An 18,048-nucleotide genomic window follows, 5' to 3' on the forward strand; every position below is an offset into this window, starting at 1 on the left:
ACTCCGCGCTCGCCTACTACTCGCCCATCGAATTCGAGAACCTCTACACCGCCGCCGAAACCGCGGCATGATCAACACAAAGAGAGCGTCCGGGAAACCCGGGACAGGTCACTAGCGCGTATGCGCCAGGTGGGTCCCTACGATGGCGCCATGCCCGGCTTGATCCTGCAACAGCTTCCGCCGACGTCGGCGTGGGCTTCACCGTTCGAGCCGAGGCTGCCGGGCTTCAACGACGGCTGGTGGATTCGTACTTGGCGCGAAAGCGGTCGGGACGAGGCGGATGCGCTGTCGTTTTTCGATAGCGGTGAGGAGGTTGCCAGGGCGATGCTGCTGCCGCATGCACCACAAGCAGCTCATGTCGGCCTGGGACGCCTCGTGCATCCAATGGAGCTAGCGCGATTTGAAGTAGCCGCTCATCGGCAGGGCCAGGGAATTGGTCGCCGCGCCGTCGAACTCATGGTCCAAGACCTCTGGGTGCACGGAGATGCAGCGGGCTTCTATGAGCGGACCGGCTGGATGCGGTACAACCGCGCAGACGGTGACCGATCGATCGTGCCGTTCTTCACGCTGCACGCTTGATCCCTAAGACCTCGCGCCGGGGTTCCTGGTACAGCGTCTCGAACTGACAAAATTTATATTATCGGCGCTCACGCTACACCTCGTTTGGGGGGTATCAGGGCGGAGAAGCCAACCGCTAGGTTCCAAGGATTCATCACCTTGGGGGGACCTGTGCGACGTATCAATGCGCTCAAGGGCGCGCTAACCCTGCTGCTGGTAGCCGGTTCACTTTCTGCGACCACAGCCGCGCATGCAGATGACCTGCACCCAGCGGTGAAGGTCGACATCGATCACCCAGGGACCTTCGTCGACACAGACGGAAACCCGCTCACGGTTTCGTCCGACTCGGGGTCCACCGATGACGCCCGCGTTGTTACCGGAACAACGGTCGGCGGCGATCCCTTCGATGAGACGATCTACTCCGGCTTGGATGTGACCGAATCGGGGACTCCTCCCACCTCGGGCGACAAGTCCGTCCAGACCATCGTCGCTGCGACTCCGACCACCGTTTCCGTGGCATGGAAGGCGCAGGCCGATGCCGACCAGTTCCAGCTTCTTGTCGACGGCGACTCCCTCGGAACACAGCCGACCGGTTCGTTCGTCGCCACGGGACTCACGCCCGGCACGTCCTACGCGCTCCAGATGATTGCCACGTCGCCGTCGAAGGAGACGCAGGCAACTGTTTTTGACCTCGACAAGTGGAAGGCCGATCTCAACCAAGCACTCGACGCCGATGCTGCCGACAACGGATCGTCCCCATCACCCAGCGACACCCCAGCCCCGACGCCGGCTCCGACCGACACGGCGACGCCGGCTCCGACCGACACCCCAACGCCGGCTCCGACCGACACGGCGACGCCGGCTCCGACCGACACCCCAACGCCGGCTCCTGCCGATGATTTCGACAGCACCACGACCGGGGCGACGGCGCCAGCGTTTTCGACGACCCAGAATCTCTCCGTGAAGACGCCGGCAGCGCCGGTCACGCAGTCGCTGAGGGCTCGACGGCTTGCAGCAACGGCCGCGGTGCCGGCGACGGTCGCGTCGACCGCGGTGAACTATCGGACGTTCATCCCCTGGACCACAATTGCGGACGGCGGCGACGCCAGCGACCAAACCATCGCTGACGGCTGTATCGCCGAGTACAACGTGCTCGACTTACACGAAGCGCCACTTGTCGCCCTCGCGAGTGCGGCGGCCGAGACGTTCAAGGGCGACGGCCGGGGCTTTCAGCAGCCCGCCGCCTCTGACGACCACCCCTACCGCACCGAAGCCGTCGTCAACGTTGACTGGAACGATCAGACCGTCGACACCGGGGCAGACACCGGCTACACCCGCATCCTCAGCACCGACGACGGCTCAGTTCTCGCCCAGCGACAGGCACCCATCACTGGTATCACGTTCGCAAAGGACACTGACTTCAGTAACGGTTATGCCCGGGTTCTCATCAACCATGTAGCTAACGATCCGTTCTGCCCCCACTTGAAGGAGGTTGGTTCCATCACCTACAAGGCAGCTTTGGACATGTACGCGACGGGCCTGACACGAATCAGCGGTTGGCAATTCACGATGCCCTCTCACGAAGCGTGGGTGAGCTGGAATGGTGCCACCACCTGGACAAACCTCTTCCACAGCACTGCCACCCACCTCTACTGCCTGCTTGCCGGCATTTACGACCTACCCATCGTGATTCTCAAGGGTGACCCGCCGAGCACCAACCCGACAGTGTGCGCGCAAGTCATCTCCGCCCAGGTGAATCGTTCTACGGACGAGTGGGTTACGGTCGCCGGCCAGTTCGGCCTCACCAAAAGCGGCAATTTGTGGGGCTCGGGCAACGCATCACTCCTCGGGGCCTATGCGAACGGCAGCAGCTCCTGTACGGTCAACGATTTCGTGAACCCTTATAAGATCCACGGGGTGAATGACCCCGCGCTGCACGCACAGCAGACCGGGTACGTCCTGAATGGGGACGGTTCGTTGATCACCTGGACGAATGGCAACGGGCCCGAGACGATCCCGGGAACGTGGAGAAGTTTCGATCTTGATGGCAGTACCGCGGTCGGGATCGCCGGTAGCGGCGACATTCAGGTGTGGGGTCGCAATCCAGACTTCGTCAACAGATCGTATAGCGCCGACCCGTCCTACATTCAGAGCCCGACGCCGATCAGTTCCGGCATCAACTTCACGCAGGTCGCGATAGACCAAGGCACCATCATCGGTCTGGACAGTGACGGCAACGTCTGGCGTCGGGTGAACGACCCCGATAATCCGCCGAACGACGGCCACTACTACCACTACACCTGGCAGCAGTACGACACGGGCGGCGTGAAGTTTGACCAGGTCGCTCAGAGCGCGGGCTACGCCTGGGGACTCACCGGGGACACTATCTGGTCCTTCGACGACGACCTCTGGGACGCGGCCGACAACGATGCGAGCGCCGACACCACTCTCGACGGCATCACGAGCCTCAGCATGGATCGCAGCATCGGCACCATCACCGCCCATCAGGGGACCCTGATGACCGCCTGGGGGGCCCCCGAGGATCTCACGGACGGAAACTCGGGATCCCTCGCTGCGCCCGACATGGCGGGTACTCGGGTGGACTTCCTGGACTTTGTCGCGACGGACGGAGACTGGTATCAGATCGACGAGAATACCGGGGCATGGGTCAATCGCGGAGCGCCGCCGACGGTCTCGCTGTCACCGGAAGACGCGTCTTACACTTGTAGGTACGCCTCATAACTGCATGGAATAACATATTAGTGAGGGTGTGCGCGGCATCAAAATGCCGGGCACACCCTCACTAATTGTTAGGCGTCACGGACCGGTCACTCCAAAGGAATGCAATCCGCTTGTGACGAGCATTCCAATCGGGAAAGATAGCACCATGACTAGACCGATGCATATTGCAAGCCCATTCGCCCACTCTAGCCGTAGCCCGCGGACATATAGAATGAGCAGGAGTAACGCGGCAATTGTTCCTACTGGGACTGCTATAGCTGAAATCAAAGCCCAGTTCGTGTCGCTCAGCGGCGAATAACCAATCGGGAGAACGGCGACATCGTTCAGCGCAAAGAGTGCGGAGACTGCGAGTGCCCAAGTTGCCTTGGTGGCAGCGTGAGGGACTGGGACCGACTGGTGCGCGGAAGACTCCGCCTGAAAGTCCGCCGGATACCTTGGTCTGCGACCCGCCCAGGCTGACCCGTCCCAGTACCGCACATACCACGGGTCCGGATCGTCGTACCAGCCCGGTTCCTGGTTCATGCACGTAGCATAGAGCCACTTGCTGTGGCGACCACTACGAGGCGCCAAAGCAGCGGCGGAGGCTCGGTTAGCGTATTTTGCGGTTCGATCCGAGCGCCCGACGATTCCGAAAGAGGCCTTGTAGATCCGACCAAAAGCTCCTACCTGCCGTTCCTGCAGGTCATTGTGCAACGCGCAGCCGCCGATGTCGGTCGGTGAGCACGGCTGGGGCCACAAGCGGGCCAGCGCGGCACCGTTTCGCACCATCTGAATGCCGTACGGCCCGGTGTCACCGCTCGCGGCCCTCATCGCCGCGATCGCGGCCACGGTCGTCCTGCTGCTGCTCGCGCTGCCCGGCTGCGCGCTCCTTCGCCTCAGGAGACACGCCGGCGTCCGGGTCGACACCGGCGGCGCGTATCGTGTCGCGCGCCCGCTCGGCACGCGTCCGGTCGGCCGCCTTCGTGACCTCGTTGGTGGCCGCCTTCGCCACACGACCGATCGCCCGGCCGACGTGACCGAACGCCTCTTCCCCTGCGTCGCTCATCGCGGCTCCTCCCTGTGTGACCCGCGGGCTCGCGGCAGTCGTCATGCCCTGCTTTGCGGCGCGAACGTCAGCGGCTGCCTGCGAGGCCCGCTGGGCCTCGCGCTGCCGGTCCTCTACCGTGGCCGGTGGCCGCGTCGTCAGCTTCGCGGCCTTCCCCGTAGCCGTGACCCGGGCGGCGAGCTGCCGATCTTCTGCTCACGGAAGGCTGCGGGGATCGCCTGGGTCTCGGCCGCGTCCACGCGGTACCGAGCCCGGAAGGTGTCCACCTCCGCAGCGAGACGGGTCCACTCGCCGCGGCGCTCGACGTCGGCGGGGGCGTCCCCGAGCTGCCGTGCGTCAGACAGCAACAAGTACGACCCAAGCTGGGTCGCCGCAACGTCACTCGAACAGGAACGTCTCGTTCCTGACGAAGCGCCCTCTACGCACTCGAGCCCGGAACGGGCTTCCTCGCACACCGGGAGGCCGGGAACGTCATCCACACCTACGTGATCTTGTCCCACCCGCTGGCATGGTTCGACGGCATCGACTTCGCCGACGCCGACGTCACTCGCGCCCGCATCGCTGCCGAGTTCGATGGATGGGCACCGGAACTCACCGCGCTCGTCACGGACAGCGACACGGCGCCCGTCCTCCGCAGCATCCACGAGCTCCCCGACCGGCACCGTTGGGTCCGGGTCCCGGGCGTGACACTCCTCGGTGACGCCGCGCACGTCACGGTGCCCGGTGGCGAGGGCGCGAACATCGCCATGTTCGAGCGCAGCGAAGCCGAGGCCGCCGCCGCACATGAGACCGTGGATCTGGTGTTCGGCACCGGGGCTCCCCACGCACTGGCATCGCTGTTCGCTGGCGGCGACCCGGTCGGTGACGACGTGACGCAGTCGCGGTGAAGCGTCACGGCGCCCCCATCGGCGCCCGGACTCACGGCCGCGGCGGGAGCGCCCGGATGACGTCGAGCCCGGGGGAGAGCTCGACGTCGCCCACGGCGAACGGCACTAGCACCGTGTCACCCGCGGCGAGCGGGAGCGTGCCCGACCCGGACCCCATCGTCCCGCTGCCGCCGACGACCACGACGACCGCGAACGCCGCCGGCAGGCGCACGGGTTCCGTCGTGCGGATCCGTTCGGCGCGGAAGAACGGGTCCGCGGCGGGCGGGAACACGGAGGCGGTGGTGCTGTCGGGTGCCGTCGGGTCGCCGACGAGCCGGGCGACGTCCTCCGCGGTCCAGGCGCGTCGGTCGAGTGCCCGGAGCGACTCGTGCAGCTCGTTCCCCATGAGCGCCGTGGCAGCGTCGAGGCCCGCGTAGCCGTCGTACTCGAGCAGGATCGACAGGTCCGCCGGCTGCTGCAGCTCCACGAGCGTGATGCCGGGGCCGATCGCGTGCGGCACCCCCGCGGGCACGAGCAACACGGACCCGGGGCGCAGCGGCACGCGGTGCATCGCGGCGAGCATCGCGCCGGCGTCCTGCTCCGCGAACCAGGCTGCGGCGTCGGCCTCGGAGACCTCGCGCGTGAACCCGAGGGACGCGTAGCCGTCGACGCCGTCCGCCACGGCGAGCACGATCCACGCCTCGGTCTTGCCGCGGGGCTCGCCGAGGTGGGTGCGGGCGTGGTCGTCGTCCGGGTGGAAGTGCACGAACAGGCGCTCCGCCGTGTCGAGCAGCTTCACGAGGAGCATGGTCTCGGCACCGAACCGGGCGACGTGCTCCGAGCCGAGGAACCCCTGGGGGTCGGCCCGGACGGCGTCGCGGAGCGTCAGTCCCGGCGCGAGCTCGGTGAGGCCCACGTGGTCGGACCCGTGCACGGTCGTGACCGAAGCCACGAAGTCTTCGGGCGTGTACGGGTCCACCTCGGACTCGGGGAGGCCTCGGAAGCGCGCGATGCCGGCGCCGCCCCGGTAGGGCCGGGCAGGCGGCTGGTTCGCGGCGAGGCGGATGGGGGCAGCGGACCATTCGGCTCGTGCAGCGTCGTCCGCTGCGTCGTGCGGCTCGGGTCGGTCAGGCAAGGTGCACCACCGCGTAGAGGTCGAGGGTCGGGATGGTCACACGCGCGACGCCGTCGGCGAGGTGCACGGGCGCGGTCTCGGGGTCGAGGCCCGGCCGGTGGACGGTCGCGGTCGTGATCGCGCGATCCGTGCGGACGCCGATCTCGAAGTCGAGCCGGCACTGGACGGCGTCGTCGGCCTCCTGGTAGTCGAAGTTGACGACGTGGACGGCGAGCGTGTCGTCGGGCAGATGGTGGACGTTGACGGCCATCGCCTCATCGAACTCGCCGAGGACGTCCTGCGGTACCAGGTCGGGGATCGCGCGCACGTCGTCGAGGTGGTTCGTCCCGGCGTGGGTGAGCAGGGCCTCCCGGTCGACCGCCGGCAACTCGGTGCCGTAGGCGCCGTTGACCACGACGCGTCCACCCTGGTCGAGATAGCCGAGGAGCGCCTCGTGCTGGCGGGCGCTCATGTTCCACGCGTCCGGTACGACCACGGTCGCGTAGGGGGCGAAGGTCGCTGCCACCGTGTCGTCCTGGCGGAGGCCCTCGTCCGGCAGGACGATCGCGTCGAAGGTGCGGCCGGACCGGCTCAGGCACTCGATGGTCTCCCAGTACGAGGAGGCGCGCGCGTCGACCGCCTCGACGGGCTCGAACCAGCGGCCGTCGTCGCTGAACATGTCCGAGTCCATCATCGCCCGCATGACACTGGGGACGGAGTACACGACGGCGGTGCTGTGCACGGAGACGTTCGACGTGACGGCGTCGAGACCGACGAGCGCCTGACCGGTCTCGACCGCCAGGTCCTTCGGCACCCAGTAGGAGTCCTTCACCTCGGTCCCGAGCCACGAGCCGTACGGCAGGGACATGTTCGCGCCCATCGCGTTCGCCTCGAAGATCGACAGGCGGAACAGGTCGTGGGCGCGTCCTCGCTGGATGCGGCGGAGCAGGTCCTCGGTGATGCCGCCGTACGGGTTCTCGACCGCGACGAGCGGACGTCCGCGGCTCATCCCGACGCCGTGGCGGAAGTACCAGGGCTGCTGGTACTTCGTCTCGCGCATCTCGGTGACGAGCACGTCGACGTCGTCGACCATCGCCTCGTAGAACGGCGCGCAGTCGTAGAAGTTGCCGGCGACGCGGACCTGCTTGCCCTGCGACGCCGCGTACTCCTTCACGTACGAGGCGACCTCGTGGAACGTCTCGGTGATCGCGATCTGCAGGAAGCGGCAGTACTCGGCGTACAGCGGGTACGTCTGCGGGGCGGTGCCCGTCCGGTACCCCTGGTCGAGCAGCCACTGCCGGTAGTCGAACGTGGCGAGGTCGACCCCGGCGAGTTCCGTCGGGGGTGTGTCGAGGGTCTGCAGGTACGCCCGGAACCCCTTGACGCAGTCCTTGCAGAAGCAGCCGCCGTAGCGCAGGGCGAGCAGCGGCACGTCGGTCTCGTCGAGCTGGACCCCGGGCGCCCCGGCGTCGATCTGGATGCGGATGACCGCCTTGAGGTACTCGCGCCAGACCGGGTTGTTCCGGTCGGCGAGGTAGCAGGACTGGCCCGTGCCGTCGACCTCCACCCAGTGGGCGTGCAGGGGGCGGCCCTCGAGGTCGCGGGACACGACCTCCTCCCACAGGTCGGTGACCTGGTCGCCGTCGCTGTTGACGAGGCCGTCGGGGAAGTAGTGGCGGAACGGCTTCCAGTCGGCCGGTCCGGTGTCGGTCGAGAACTCGCGGAGGCCCATCGTCGTGCGCGTGCCGACGTCCCGCAGCTGGTTCTGGGCCAGCACGCGACCGTCCTCGACCTCGGCGGGGAACTCCCACGCCTGCGCCTCGAACACGATGCCGAACAGGTCGACGCCGCGCTCCTTCGTGTACGCGATGAACTCCGACTCGTTGACGTAGCCGTGCTGGCGGAACCGCTGCGGGATCGGCCCGAACGCCTCGTCCTCCAGGTACGGGAGGCTGATCACGCCGCCGCCGAGGCCGGCCCAGACGAGCATCGTCCCACCCATCTCGACGACGTCGTCCGCCATCGTGAGCCGCCGCGGGGGCATGCTCGGGTGGTAGCAGTGCTCGTTCGGGTACCAGCCGTCGAAGTAGATACCGCGTTCCATGTGTCGCTCTTCCTCCCACAGCGTCGTGGGCACGTGACGGGTCCGACCCGTCGGTCAGCTCCCGATGACGGGAGTGTCCATGAACCGGGCAGCGGCGCTGCGCCGGATGACCACGTCGACCGGGACCACCTGGGACCGCGTGTCGTCGTCGAGTGTGAGCACCATCCGCGCCGCCGACTGGCCCATGCCCCAGGCCGGCTGCGCCGCGACGGTGATCGCCGGGTCGACGAGGCGCGCCCACGGCACGTCGTCGAACATGACCAGCGAGAGGTCCTCGGGCACGCGGAGACCGCGGTCGCGGACCGCGGCCAGCACCGCCTCGCCGAGGATGTTGTTCGAGGCGAGGAGCGCGGTCGGCGGCACCGCCGAGTCGAGGAGGCGGATCGCGCTCGCGTAGGCGGTGTCCCGGGTGAACCGGGTGCGCACGACGAGTTCGTCGATCACGGGGACGCCCGCCTGCTCGTGGGCGAGCCGGTACCCCGCCTCGCGCTGGCTGCCCGTCGTGAGTTGGGAAGGCCCACCGAGGTACCCGATCCGCTCGTGCCCCAGGGCGAGGAGGTACTCCGTCAGTCGGCGGGCGCCCCCGAGGTTGTCCGCCAGGATGGACGGCACGTCGAGGTCGGCCATCGTCCGGTCGGCGAACAGCACGTTGATGCCGATCGCCCGCGCGGTCTCCCACGCGTCGAGGTTGCTCCCCGTGGGGAAGGCGATGATCCCGTCCACGCGTTGCTCGACGAGCAGGTCGATGTACTCCCGCTCGGTCGCCGGGTCCTCGCCGCTCGCGCAGAGGATCACGTGGCGTCCGAGCTCCTTGGCGCTCGCGAGGACCCCCTGGGCGAACTCCCCGTAGAAGTTGTTCGAGATGTCGGTGACGATGAGGCCGATGTTGTTCGTCGTCCGTCGTTTCAGGTCCCGACCGAGCGCGCTCGGACGGTAATGCAGGTCCTTGGCCGCCGCCTCCACCCGCTGGCGCGTGGCCGGGGCGACCGCTCCGACGTTCGAGAAGACCCGCGACACCGTGCCCATGCCGACGCCGGCCGCCTCGGCGACCTCGCGCATCGTGACCTGGCCCCGCTTGGGGCGTTGCGTGCTGTCGGTCATCCGTCGCTCCTCCCTGACGCGGCGCTCGCCGCGTGCCCTGCATAGCGCAGAGCGACAGGGACGACGTCCCGAGCGGGGGCAGCGGCGTTGCGTGGCATCGCGTCCCTCCTCGGGCAGGCAACAGAAAGTGGAACCGTTTCCACATCGAACAGTAGGAGGAACGCGCTGGCGCTGTCAATGGTGGCGGGCTCGGAGGCCCGATTCCGCCATATTTCTTGGCCAGAGGAGTTGACAACCCTCGACGCGCGTGCGCATTGTTGGAACCGTTACCACTCAGCATCGATGCTGTGAGGGTCCGAGGAGCCGCGATGGCGCGGCCGGAGAGGTCCACATGACTGCACCATCCGCCTCCGTCGCGGAGCACATGCGGGCGAGCGTCCTGCACGCCCCGGGCGACGTCCGTGTCGACACCGTGCCGGTGCCCCGACTCGATCCCGACCAGGTCCTGGTCCGGATCGCCGCCGTCGGCGTCTGCGGCTCGGATGTCCACTACTTCCACGAGGGCCGCATCGGCTCGTTCGTCGTCGAGCAGCCGATGATCCTCGGCCACGAGTCGGCGGGCACGATCGTCGCCGTCGGGGCTGCGGTCTCGCCGGACCGCGTCGGCGAGCGCGTGTCGATCGAGCCGCAGTGCGCCTGCCGACACTGCGACCAGTGCAAGCACGGCCGCTACAACCTCTGCACCTCGATGGAGTTCTACGCGACGCCGCCGATCGACGGCGCGTTCGCGGAGTACGCCGCCATCCAGACCGATCACGCCCATCCGATCCCGGACACGATGTCGATCGAGGCCGCGGCGCTCTGCGAGCCGCTCAGCGTCGGCATCTGGGCCAACCAGAAGGCGCAGACCACGCCCGGGAGCTCGGTGTTCATCGCCGGGGCCGGGCCGATCGGTGTCATCGCCGCGCAGGTCGCTCGCGCGTTCGGCGCGACGCGGATCATCGTCAGCGACCCGGTGGCCGAACGCCGGGAGGTCGCACTCCGCTTCGGCGCGACGGAGGTCGTCGACCCCATGGTCGTCGACGTCGCCACCGCCGACTACGAGGTCGACGCCTTCATCGACGCGTCCGGCGCCGAACCCGCCGTCCGCGCCGGCATCCACGCCGTCGCTCCCGCGGGTCGTGTCGTCCTCGTCGGCATGGGCGCCGACGAGATCCGGCTCCCGGTGTCCCGCATCCAGAACCGCGAGCTCGTCGTCACCGGGGTGTTCCGGTACGCGAACACGTGGCCGATCGCCATCCGGCTCATCGCAGCCGGGCTCGTCGACGTGGACGCACTCGTCACCGGTCGGTTCGGCCTCGACGAGGTCGAGGCCGCGCTCGACGCGGCGACGCGCCCCGACACGCTCAAGGCCGTCGTCGTCCCCTGATCTCCCGTCGCCCGTTTCGTGGCCTCGGCCCGTCCACCCGGACGTCCCCGCAACACACCATCCCGAGACTCCTGAGGAGTACCCCCATGAAGATCCCCGCATCGTCGCGGCCGATCACCCGCGGACGACTGATCCGCCGGACCGCCGCCACCGTCGCCGCCGCAGCCGTCGCGATCTCCCTCGCCGCGTGCAGCGCCGGCGGCAGCGGCTCGTCCAGCAGCGCCATCACGGCCTGGAGCACCACCGCCGACAAGCCGAACATCCAACCGTCCATCGCGACGTGGAACAAGGCGCACCCCGACCAGAAGATCACCGACTCGTACTTCGGCACGAACGACTTCAAGGACAAGATCCGCACCGCGATCAACTCGCCGCAGGCACCCACGCTCGTCTACAACTGGGGCGGCGGCACGCTCAAGTCGTACGTCAAGGCCGGGCTCGTCAAGGACCTCAGCAGCGACCTCAAGTCGGACGCGTCCTTCACCGACAAGATCGTCCCCTCGATCGCGGACACCGGCAAGGTGAACGGCAAGACCTACGCGATCCCCGCGAGTTCCACCGCGCCCGTGGTCCTGTACATGAACAAGGACGTGCTGCAGAAGGCCGGCATCAGCGAGGCTCCGGCCACCTGGGACGACCTGCTCAAGGACGTCAAGAAGCTCCGCGCGGCCGGGGTGGCCCCGATCTCGCTCGGTGGTCAGAGCAAGTGGCCGTACCTCATGTACATCGAGTACCTCGTCGACCGGATCGGCGGCCCTGCTCCGTTCCAGGCGATCCTCGACAACAAGCCGAACGCCTGGTCCGACCCCGCCGTGATCCAGGCCACGACGATGATCCAGCAGCTCATCAAGGCCGGGGGCTTCGCGGACGGGTTCGCGTCAGTGTCCGCCGACACGAACGCCGACCTCGCGCTCATGGTGACGGGCCGCGCGGGCTTCCTCCTCCAGGGCACGTGGGCCTACTCGGGTATCTCGTCGATCGATCCGAACTTCGTCAAGAGCGGCAAGCTCGAGGTCGCACCGTTCCCCGCGGTCTCCGGCGGCAAGGGCGACCCGAAGGACATCGCGGGCAACCCCTCGGTCTACTGGTCGGTGTCGTCCAAGGCGTCCACCGCCCAGACGAAGGCCGCGCTGCAGTACGTGACCAAGAGCGTCTGGAACGACTCGTACGTGAACACGATGATCGGGCAGGGGCAGATCCCGCCGGTCACCGGGGTGTCGTCGAAGCTCAAGGGCGACTTCGCCAAGCAGGCGGAGCAGATGATCACGGACGCGCCGCACTTCCAGCAGTCCTGGGACCTCGCGCTCAGCCCCGCCGCCTCGACGGAGTTCTGGACCCAGCTCGACCTGCTCTTCAACCAGTCGGAGACGCCGAAGCAGTTCTCCGACCACATGAACACGACCATCGGCAAGTAGGCATGCGCACACGGAACGGTGGGGCCGTCATCGACGGATCGGCCCCGAGCAGTTGGTTCGTCATCCCCGCACTCGCGATGTTCCTGGCGTTCGCGATCATCCCGCTGGTGATCGCGCTGGGACTCAGCTTCACGAGTTGGGACGGCCTCACCGCTCCCGTGTTCAACGGGATCCGCAACTGGATCAGCCAGCTCGGCGATCCACTGACCTACCACGCGCTGTGGCTCACGCTGCAGGTGATCGTGATCTCGTGGGTGATCCAGACGCCGATGAGCATCCTCGTCGGGGTCTTCGTGTCGGGCAAGCAGCGGTACCGCGCCGTCCTCGCCGCGCTGTACTTCCTGCCCCTGATCCTGTCGTCGGCCGCGATCGCGATCGCGTTCAAGGCGCTGCTCGACCCGAACTACGGCGTCGGTCACGCGTTCGGGTTGCCCGCGCTGTCGAAGGACTGGCTCGGCAGCCCCGCCACGGCGCTGTACGTGGTGATCTTCGTCATCGCGTGGCAGTTCATCCCGTTCCACTCGCTGCTGTACCAAGCCGGCGCGCGCCAGATCCCGGCGTCCCTCTACGAGGCGTCGCAGATCGACGGGGCCGGACGGGTCCGCCAGTTCTTCAGCATCACGCTGCCGCAGCTCCGGAACACGATCATCACGTCCTCGACGCTCATGATCGTCGGGTCCCTGACCTACTTCGACATCGTGTACGTCCTCACGCAGGGCGGCCCCGGGTACGCGACCCGGATCCTCCCACTCGACATGTACCTGACCGGCTTCTCCGCCAGCGACCTCGGCGACGCGAGCGTGCTCGCCGTCATCCTCGTCGTCATCGGATTGGTCATCGCGCTCGCACTCACCCGGTTCAGCGGGTTCAACCGCATGACCAGCGAGCAGGAAGGCGCCTGATGGCGATCGCAAGCGTCCGGGACACCGCCGTGGGCGGATCCACCACGACCCGCACGAACGGCGCCGGTCGGCCACGGCGCACACGGGCCAACCGGAACGTCGTCGGCGCGGTCGCGGCCTGGGTCTGGCTCGCCGTCGTGCTCCTGCCGATCTACTACGTCGTGATCACGAGCATCACCGCGCAGGGCTCGTACTACACGCGGAACCCCCTCGCGCCGCCGACGCACCCGACCCTGGCGAGCTACGCGCTCGTGCTGCAGTCCGGCTTCGGCGTCTACTTCGCGAACAGCGTGATCGTCTCGCTCGTCACCGTCGTCGTGACGACCGCCGTCTGCCTGCTCGCGGCCTACGCGATCGTGCGCTCGCGGCGGTGGATCGTCCGGAGCACCTACTCGCTGTTCCTCCTGGGCCTGGCGATCCCGCTGCAGGCGACCGTCATCCCGCTGTTCTTCGTACTCGGCCGCGTCGGCCTGTACGACACGCTCGCCGCGGTGATCCTGCCGTCGATCGCCTTCGCGATCCCGATCACGGTCCTCATCCTCGTCAACTTCATCCGCGACATCCCGGGGGAGCTGTTCGAGGCGATGCGGGTCGACGGTGCGGGGCAGTGGGCCATCCTGTGGCGCCTCGTGCTCCCGCTCTCGCGGTCGTCCATCGCGACGGTCGCGATCTACGACGCGCTCCAGGTCTGGAACGGGTTCCTGCTGCCCCTCGTGCTGACGCAGAGCGACGACAAGCGCGTCCTGCCGCTCGCGCTGTGGAACTTCCAGGGGCAGTTCAGCATCAACGTGCCGGCGACGCTCGCGGCGGTCGTGCTCTCGGCGCTGCCGATCCTGGTGCTGTACCTGCTCGCGCGGCGGCAGCTCGTCGCCGGGCTCACCATGGGCGCGGGCAAATGAGCGCGCGCTGACCGCAGTGGCCGCGCGCGCTGACCGCAGCGTCCGCGTCAGGGCGCGGCCCGGTCGAACAGGCGCCCGGTGACGGTCGTCGGTTCGATGACCACCGTCGCGATCTTCGGCGTGGGCAGCATCGACCGGAGTCGCCCCGCCGTGCCGTCGTTCGCCTGGGTCGTGTGGGCTGGCCCGCGGACGACGACGCTCCAGGCGGTCCACCCGTCGTGGTGGTCGACCTCGAAGACGAGTTCACGTCGGTCGGCCACGGCGGCGAGGATCGCGTGGCTCGAGGTCGCGAAGACGATCTGGCGGTCGTCGGAGAGGTGGTTGACGGGCAGGATCTCGATGCTCTCGTCGGTGCGGAACGCCACCCGCCCGGTGCTCGCGTCGCGCAGTCGGGTCCAGCACTGGTCCGGATCGAGGACCAGGACGAGCTCCTCGACCGGTGCGGTCGACGCGTGGGCGCCGGGCCGGTCGGAGGTGCGGGTCGGGACGGGCTCGGGGTCGTTCCGGTGCTCGCTCACTCGTTGTCACCACCCGTGGCAGCAGTGGCCGAGACGGTGTCGACACCGACGTTCGCCGAACGGACCGCGGCGGCGTCGTGGTGCGCGTCACCGTCGTCGGTCCAGGTCCAGTCGGCGACCTCGGGGATGTCCTCCCCGTGCTCCCGGGTCCAGGCGCGGGCAGCCATGCGGGCGTCCTGCATGCGCTGACGGAGTCCGGCTGAGCGGGACGCGAGCCCGGGAACGCGGTCGAGCACGTCGATGACGAGGTGGTACCGGTCCATGTCGTTGAGCATGACCATGTCGAAGGGCGTCGTCGTCGTGCCCTCCTCCGTGTAGCCGCGGACGTGCAGGTTGCCGCTGCCGTGTCGGCGGTACGTCAGTCGGTGGATGAGCCACGGGTACCCGTGGTAGGCGAAGACGACCGGCTTGTCGGGGGTGAACACGGCGTCGAACTCCGCGTCGGACAACCCGTGCGGGTGCTCGCCCTCGCTCACCAACCGCATGAGGTCGACGACGTTGACGACCCGGACCCGGAGCGACGGGACCTCGCGGCGGAGGATCGACGCGGCCGCCAGGGTCTCGAGCGTCGGGACGTCGCCGGCGCACGCGAGGACCACGTCGGGCTCCTCGCCGTCGACCTCGGTGCCGGCCCAGTCGAAGATGCCGAGGCCGCGGGTCATGTGCGCGATCGCCTCGTCCATGGGAAGCCAGTTGAACGTCGGCTGCTTGCCCGCCACGACGACGTTCACGTAGTCCACGCTCCGGAGGCAGTGGTCGTACGTCGAGAGCAACGTGTTGGCGTCGAACGGCAGGTACACCCGAACGATGTCTGGCTTCTTGTTGACGACGTGGTCGATGAAACCCGGGTCCTGGTGCGACAGCCCGTTGTGGTCCTGGCGCCACACGTGCGACGACAGCAGATAGTTGAGCGACGCGATCGGCCGCCGCCACGGGATGGTCTTGCTCACCTTGAGCCACTTCGCGTGCTGGTTGAGCATCGAGTCGACGATGTGGATGAAGGCCTCGTAGCTGGTGAACAGTCCGTGCCGTCCGGTCAGCAGGTAGCCCTCGAGCCACCCCTGGCACTGGTGCTCGCTCAGCATCTCCATGACGCGGCCCGCGCGCGCCAGGTGCTCGTCCGACGGCACCACCTCGGCGTCCCACTGCTTGTCGGTCACGTCGAGCACGGCGTTCAGGCGGTTCGACGCGGTCTCGTCGGGGCCGAAGATCCGGAACGTGTCCGGATTCGCGAGGACGACGTCGGCGAGCCACCGACCGAGGACCCGGGTGGACTCGTCGATGGAGCCGCCGTGCGTGGGGACGTCGACCGCGTAGTCGCGGAAGTCGGGCAACACGAGGTCCCGCTTGAGCAGCCCGCCGTTCGCGACGGGGTTGGCGCTCATCCGCCGGTCGCCGGTCGGGGCGAGCGCCGTCGCGAGTGCGACGGGCCGGCCCTCGTCGTCGAACAGCTCCTCGGGTCGGTAGGAGCGGAGCCAGCCCTCGAGCACCTGCAGGTGTTCCTCGGTGTCCCGGGCGCTCGCGAGCGGCACCTGGTGGGCACGCCAGCTGCCCTCGGCGGGCTTGCCGTCGATCTCGGCGGGGCACGTCCAGCCCTTCGGTGTACGCAGGACGATCATCGGCCAGGCGGGGCGGCCCTCCAGGGTGCCCGCGGCGGCTGCGGCCTTGATCTCGGCGACGTGGTCGAGGACCCGGTCGAGGGTCTCCGCCATCCGGCGGTGGACCGCCCGCGGGTCCTCGCCGTCGAACCCGCCGGACACGACGTAGGGGGTGTGGCCGTACCCGCGCATGAGCGACAGCAGCTCCTCCTCGGGGATCCGGGCGAGCACGGTCGGATTCGCGATCTTGTACCCGTTGAGGTGCAGGATCGGGAGCACGACGCCGTCGTGGAGCGGGTCGATGAACTTGTTGGAGTGCCAGCTGGTCGCCAGGGGGCCGGTCTCGGCCTCGCCGTCGCCGACGACCGCGGCGACGAGGAGGTCCGGGTTGTCGAAGGCGGCGCCGTACGCGTGTGACAGGGCGTAGCCGAGTTCCCCGCCCTCGTGGATCGAGCCCGGGGTCTCGGGTGCCGCGTGGCTCGGGATGCCGCCGGGGAAGGAGAACTGACGGAACAGGTGCCGGACGCCGTCCTCGTCCTGCCCGATCCGTGGGTAGACCTCGGTGTAGGTGCCGTCGAGGTAGGCGTTCGCCACCATGCCCGGGCCGCCGTGCCCCGGCCCCGTGACGTACAGCGTGTCGAGATCGCGTTCCTGGATGGCCCGGTTCAGGTGGGCGTAGACGAAGTTGAGTCCGGGGGTGGTTCCCCAGTGACCGAGGAGGCGCGGTTTGACGTCGTCACGGGTGAGCGGCCGTCGGAGCAGCGGGTTGTCGAGCAGGTAGATCTGCCCGACGGAGAGGTAGTTGGCGGTCCGCCACCACGCGTCGAGGCGGTCGATCGTGGGCTCGTCCACCTCCGCTCCGTTGCCGCGCCGGAAGGCGACCTCTGTCGCCGTGGTGTCGGTCCTGCTGATGGTCGTGTCGGTCATGCGTTCTCCTCGATGGGGTCCGGTCGAGTGGCCGCACCACTCGCTGCCGCGGTCGCGACGAGGTCGCGGTGGCGGGTCACGAGCACGGGTGCGGTCAGGTTGATGAGCACGTCGTGGAGCACCGCGCCGACGTACCCGGCCCGCGCCTGGGCCGGATGGCGCGCGCCGATGACGAGGAGCGCGTGCCCCAGCGCGACATCGAGCAGCATGGGCGCCGCTGGACGGGAAGCGGTGCGCGCGGACACCTCGAGGAGCGGGTGGGCGTCCTGGACGCGTCCGCCGGTGGTGCCGAGCGGGGTGCCGTCGTCGCCGGACCCGTCGGGTTCGAGCGCCCGGACGAGCACGAGTTCCTCCTCACGGTGTTCGGCCTCCCTGGCCGCGGTCTCGCACACGTCCGCCGCCCCTGCACCGCCGACGCCCGCGACGACACCGCGACGGAACCGCAGGTCCGTGTCCGGGACGACGACGACCGAACAGCGCGCGCCAGCCGCGAAGGCGAGTGCCCGCGTGCCGAGCGCCCGGCCGTGCAGGTGACCCGTCTTGTGCGTGCCCACCACGAGGAGGTCCTCGTCCTCGGCTACCCCGAGCAGGGCGGCCACGACGTCGTCCCCGTCGATCCGCAGCAGCGACACCCCGACATCGCGACGGCGGGTGCGAGCACGGGTGACCGCGGCCTCCAGGTCCGGGTCGGAGGGTGGGCCGTCCGGAACCGTGCGGACGTGGGCGAGCACGACGCACCCGTGGTCTCGCGCGGCGCGGTCGAGCGCCCAGTCCAGTGCGCGTCGACTCGGCCGCGAGTCGTCGAACCCGACGATGTACCGCTCACCCATGTGCCGCCTCCTCCTCGATGGTCCGTGCTGCGGCGGACCGGACCCAGAGACCAAGGTCCC

14 protein-coding genes are annotated in these 18,048 nt (G+C 68.5%); 7 read left to right on the forward strand and 7 right to left on the reverse strand.

The window, feature by feature from the left end; all coding sequences use genetic code 11:
• The first annotated feature begins 150 nt into the window (after positions 1 to 150).
• The gene (locus DEI82_RS14580) at positions 151 to 579 is read left to right on the forward strand and encodes a hypothetical protein (RefSeq protein WP_146242937.1); all 429 of its coding nucleotides are present in this window, start codon (positions 151 to 153) and stop codon (positions 577 to 579) included.
• Between the two features lie 150 nt (positions 580 to 729).
• On the forward strand, positions 730 to 3,300 hold the full coding sequence (locus DEI82_RS14585) for a hypothetical protein (RefSeq protein ID WP_146242938.1): 2,571 nt from the start codon (positions 730 to 732) through the stop codon (positions 3,298 to 3,300).
• A 790-nt stretch (positions 3,301 to 4,090) separates the two neighbouring features.
• Here the strand turns inward: DEI82_RS14585 and DEI82_RS14595 are convergent.
• Positions 4,091 to 4,345 carry a hypothetical protein gene (locus DEI82_RS14595; protein WP_111037414.1) on the reverse strand — a complete coding sequence of 85 codons (255 nt, stop codon included), beginning with the start codon at positions 4,343 to 4,345 and terminating at the stop codon, positions 4,091 to 4,093.
• Positions 4,346 to 4,830: 485 nt separating this feature from the next.
• On the opposite strand from DEI82_RS14595, the gene DEI82_RS14605 reads away from it, so the two are divergent.
• A complete protein-coding gene (locus DEI82_RS14605) occupies positions 4,831 to 5,232 on the forward strand; it encodes a hypothetical protein (protein ID WP_181435238.1) in 402 nt (133 codons plus the stop codon).
• 31 nt (positions 5,233 to 5,263) lie between these two features.
• On the opposite strand, the gene DEI82_RS14610 is transcribed toward DEI82_RS14605, so the two are convergent.
• From DEI82_RS14610 to DEI82_RS14620, 3 genes are read right to left on the reverse strand one after another with little or no spacing between them, the layout of a single operon-like run.
• The gene (locus tag DEI82_RS14610) at positions 5,264 to 6,346 is read right to left on the reverse strand and encodes a class I mannose-6-phosphate isomerase (RefSeq protein WP_111037416.1); all 1,083 of its coding nucleotides are present in this window, start codon (positions 6,344 to 6,346) and stop codon (positions 5,264 to 5,266) included.
• On the reverse strand, positions 6,339 to 8,429 hold the full coding sequence (locus DEI82_RS14615) for a hypothetical protein (RefSeq protein WP_111037417.1): 2,091 nt from the start codon (positions 8,427 to 8,429) through the stop codon (positions 6,339 to 6,341). Before DEI82_RS14615 ends, DEI82_RS14610 begins: the two co-directional genes overlap by 8 nt.
• A gap of 54 nt (positions 8,430 to 8,483) precedes the next feature.
• On the reverse strand, positions 8,484 to 9,530 hold the full coding sequence (locus DEI82_RS14620; RefSeq protein ID WP_111011384.1) for a LacI family DNA-binding transcriptional regulator: 1,047 nt from the start codon (positions 9,528 to 9,530) through the stop codon (positions 8,484 to 8,486).
• A 331-nt stretch (positions 9,531 to 9,861) separates the two neighbouring features.
• On the opposite strand from DEI82_RS14620, the gene DEI82_RS14625 reads away from it, so the two are divergent.
• The 4 genes from DEI82_RS14625 to DEI82_RS14640 all read left to right on the forward strand — a co-directional run bounded on the left by DEI82_RS14625 (position 9,862) and on the right by DEI82_RS14640 (position 14,115).
• Positions 9,862 to 10,899 (forward strand): NAD(P)-dependent alcohol dehydrogenase, encoded by a 1,038-nt coding sequence (locus DEI82_RS14625; RefSeq protein WP_111037418.1) that lies wholly within the window; start codon positions 9,862 to 9,864, stop codon positions 10,897 to 10,899.
• 86 nt (positions 10,900 to 10,985) lie between these two features.
• Positions 10,986 to 12,314 carry an extracellular solute-binding protein gene (locus DEI82_RS14630; protein WP_111037419.1) on the forward strand — a complete coding sequence of 443 codons (1,329 nt, stop codon included), beginning with the start codon at positions 10,986 to 10,988 and terminating at the stop codon, positions 12,312 to 12,314.
• A gap of 2 nt (positions 12,315 to 12,316) precedes the next feature.
• Positions 12,317 to 13,216: a carbohydrate ABC transporter permease gene (locus DEI82_RS14635; RefSeq protein WP_111037420.1), complete on the forward strand. Its 900-nt coding sequence runs from the start codon at positions 12,317 to 12,319 to the stop codon at positions 13,214 to 13,216.
• Positions 13,216 to 14,115, forward strand: coding sequence for a carbohydrate ABC transporter permease (locus DEI82_RS14640; protein WP_111011388.1), 900 nt, complete (start codon positions 13,216 to 13,218; stop codon positions 14,113 to 14,115). The genes DEI82_RS14635 and DEI82_RS14640 overlap by 1 nt, the downstream gene beginning before the upstream one ends.
• 47 nt (positions 14,116 to 14,162) lie before the next feature.
• On the opposite strand, the gene DEI82_RS14645 is transcribed toward DEI82_RS14640, so the two are convergent.
• The 3 genes from DEI82_RS14645 to DEI82_RS16025 are packed head-to-tail and all read right to left on the reverse strand — an operon-like array spanning position 14,163 to position 17,988.
• Positions 14,163 to 14,633, reverse strand: a complete 471-nt coding sequence (locus DEI82_RS14645) for a pyridoxamine 5'-phosphate oxidase family protein (RefSeq protein ID WP_111037421.1) — start codon at positions 14,631 to 14,633, stop codon at positions 14,163 to 14,165.
• Positions 14,630 to 17,158 (reverse strand): phosphoketolase, encoded by a 2,529-nt coding sequence (locus DEI82_RS14650; RefSeq protein WP_111037422.1) that lies wholly within the window; start codon positions 17,156 to 17,158, stop codon positions 14,630 to 14,632. The genes DEI82_RS14645 and DEI82_RS14650 overlap by 4 nt, the downstream gene beginning before the upstream one ends.
• Complete coding sequence (locus DEI82_RS16025) at positions 17,155 to 17,988, reverse strand: universal stress protein (RefSeq protein WP_181435239.1); 834 nt, start codon at positions 17,986 to 17,988, stop codon at positions 17,155 to 17,157. The genes DEI82_RS14650 and DEI82_RS16025 overlap by 4 nt, the downstream gene beginning before the upstream one ends.
• Between the last annotated feature and the right edge of the window lie 60 nt (positions 17,989 to 18,048).

The sequence above is a fragment of the Curtobacterium sp. MCBD17_019 genome (assembly GCF_003234555.1).
Classification (GTDB): Bacteria; Actinomycetota; Actinomycetes; order Actinomycetales; family Microbacteriaceae; genus Curtobacterium.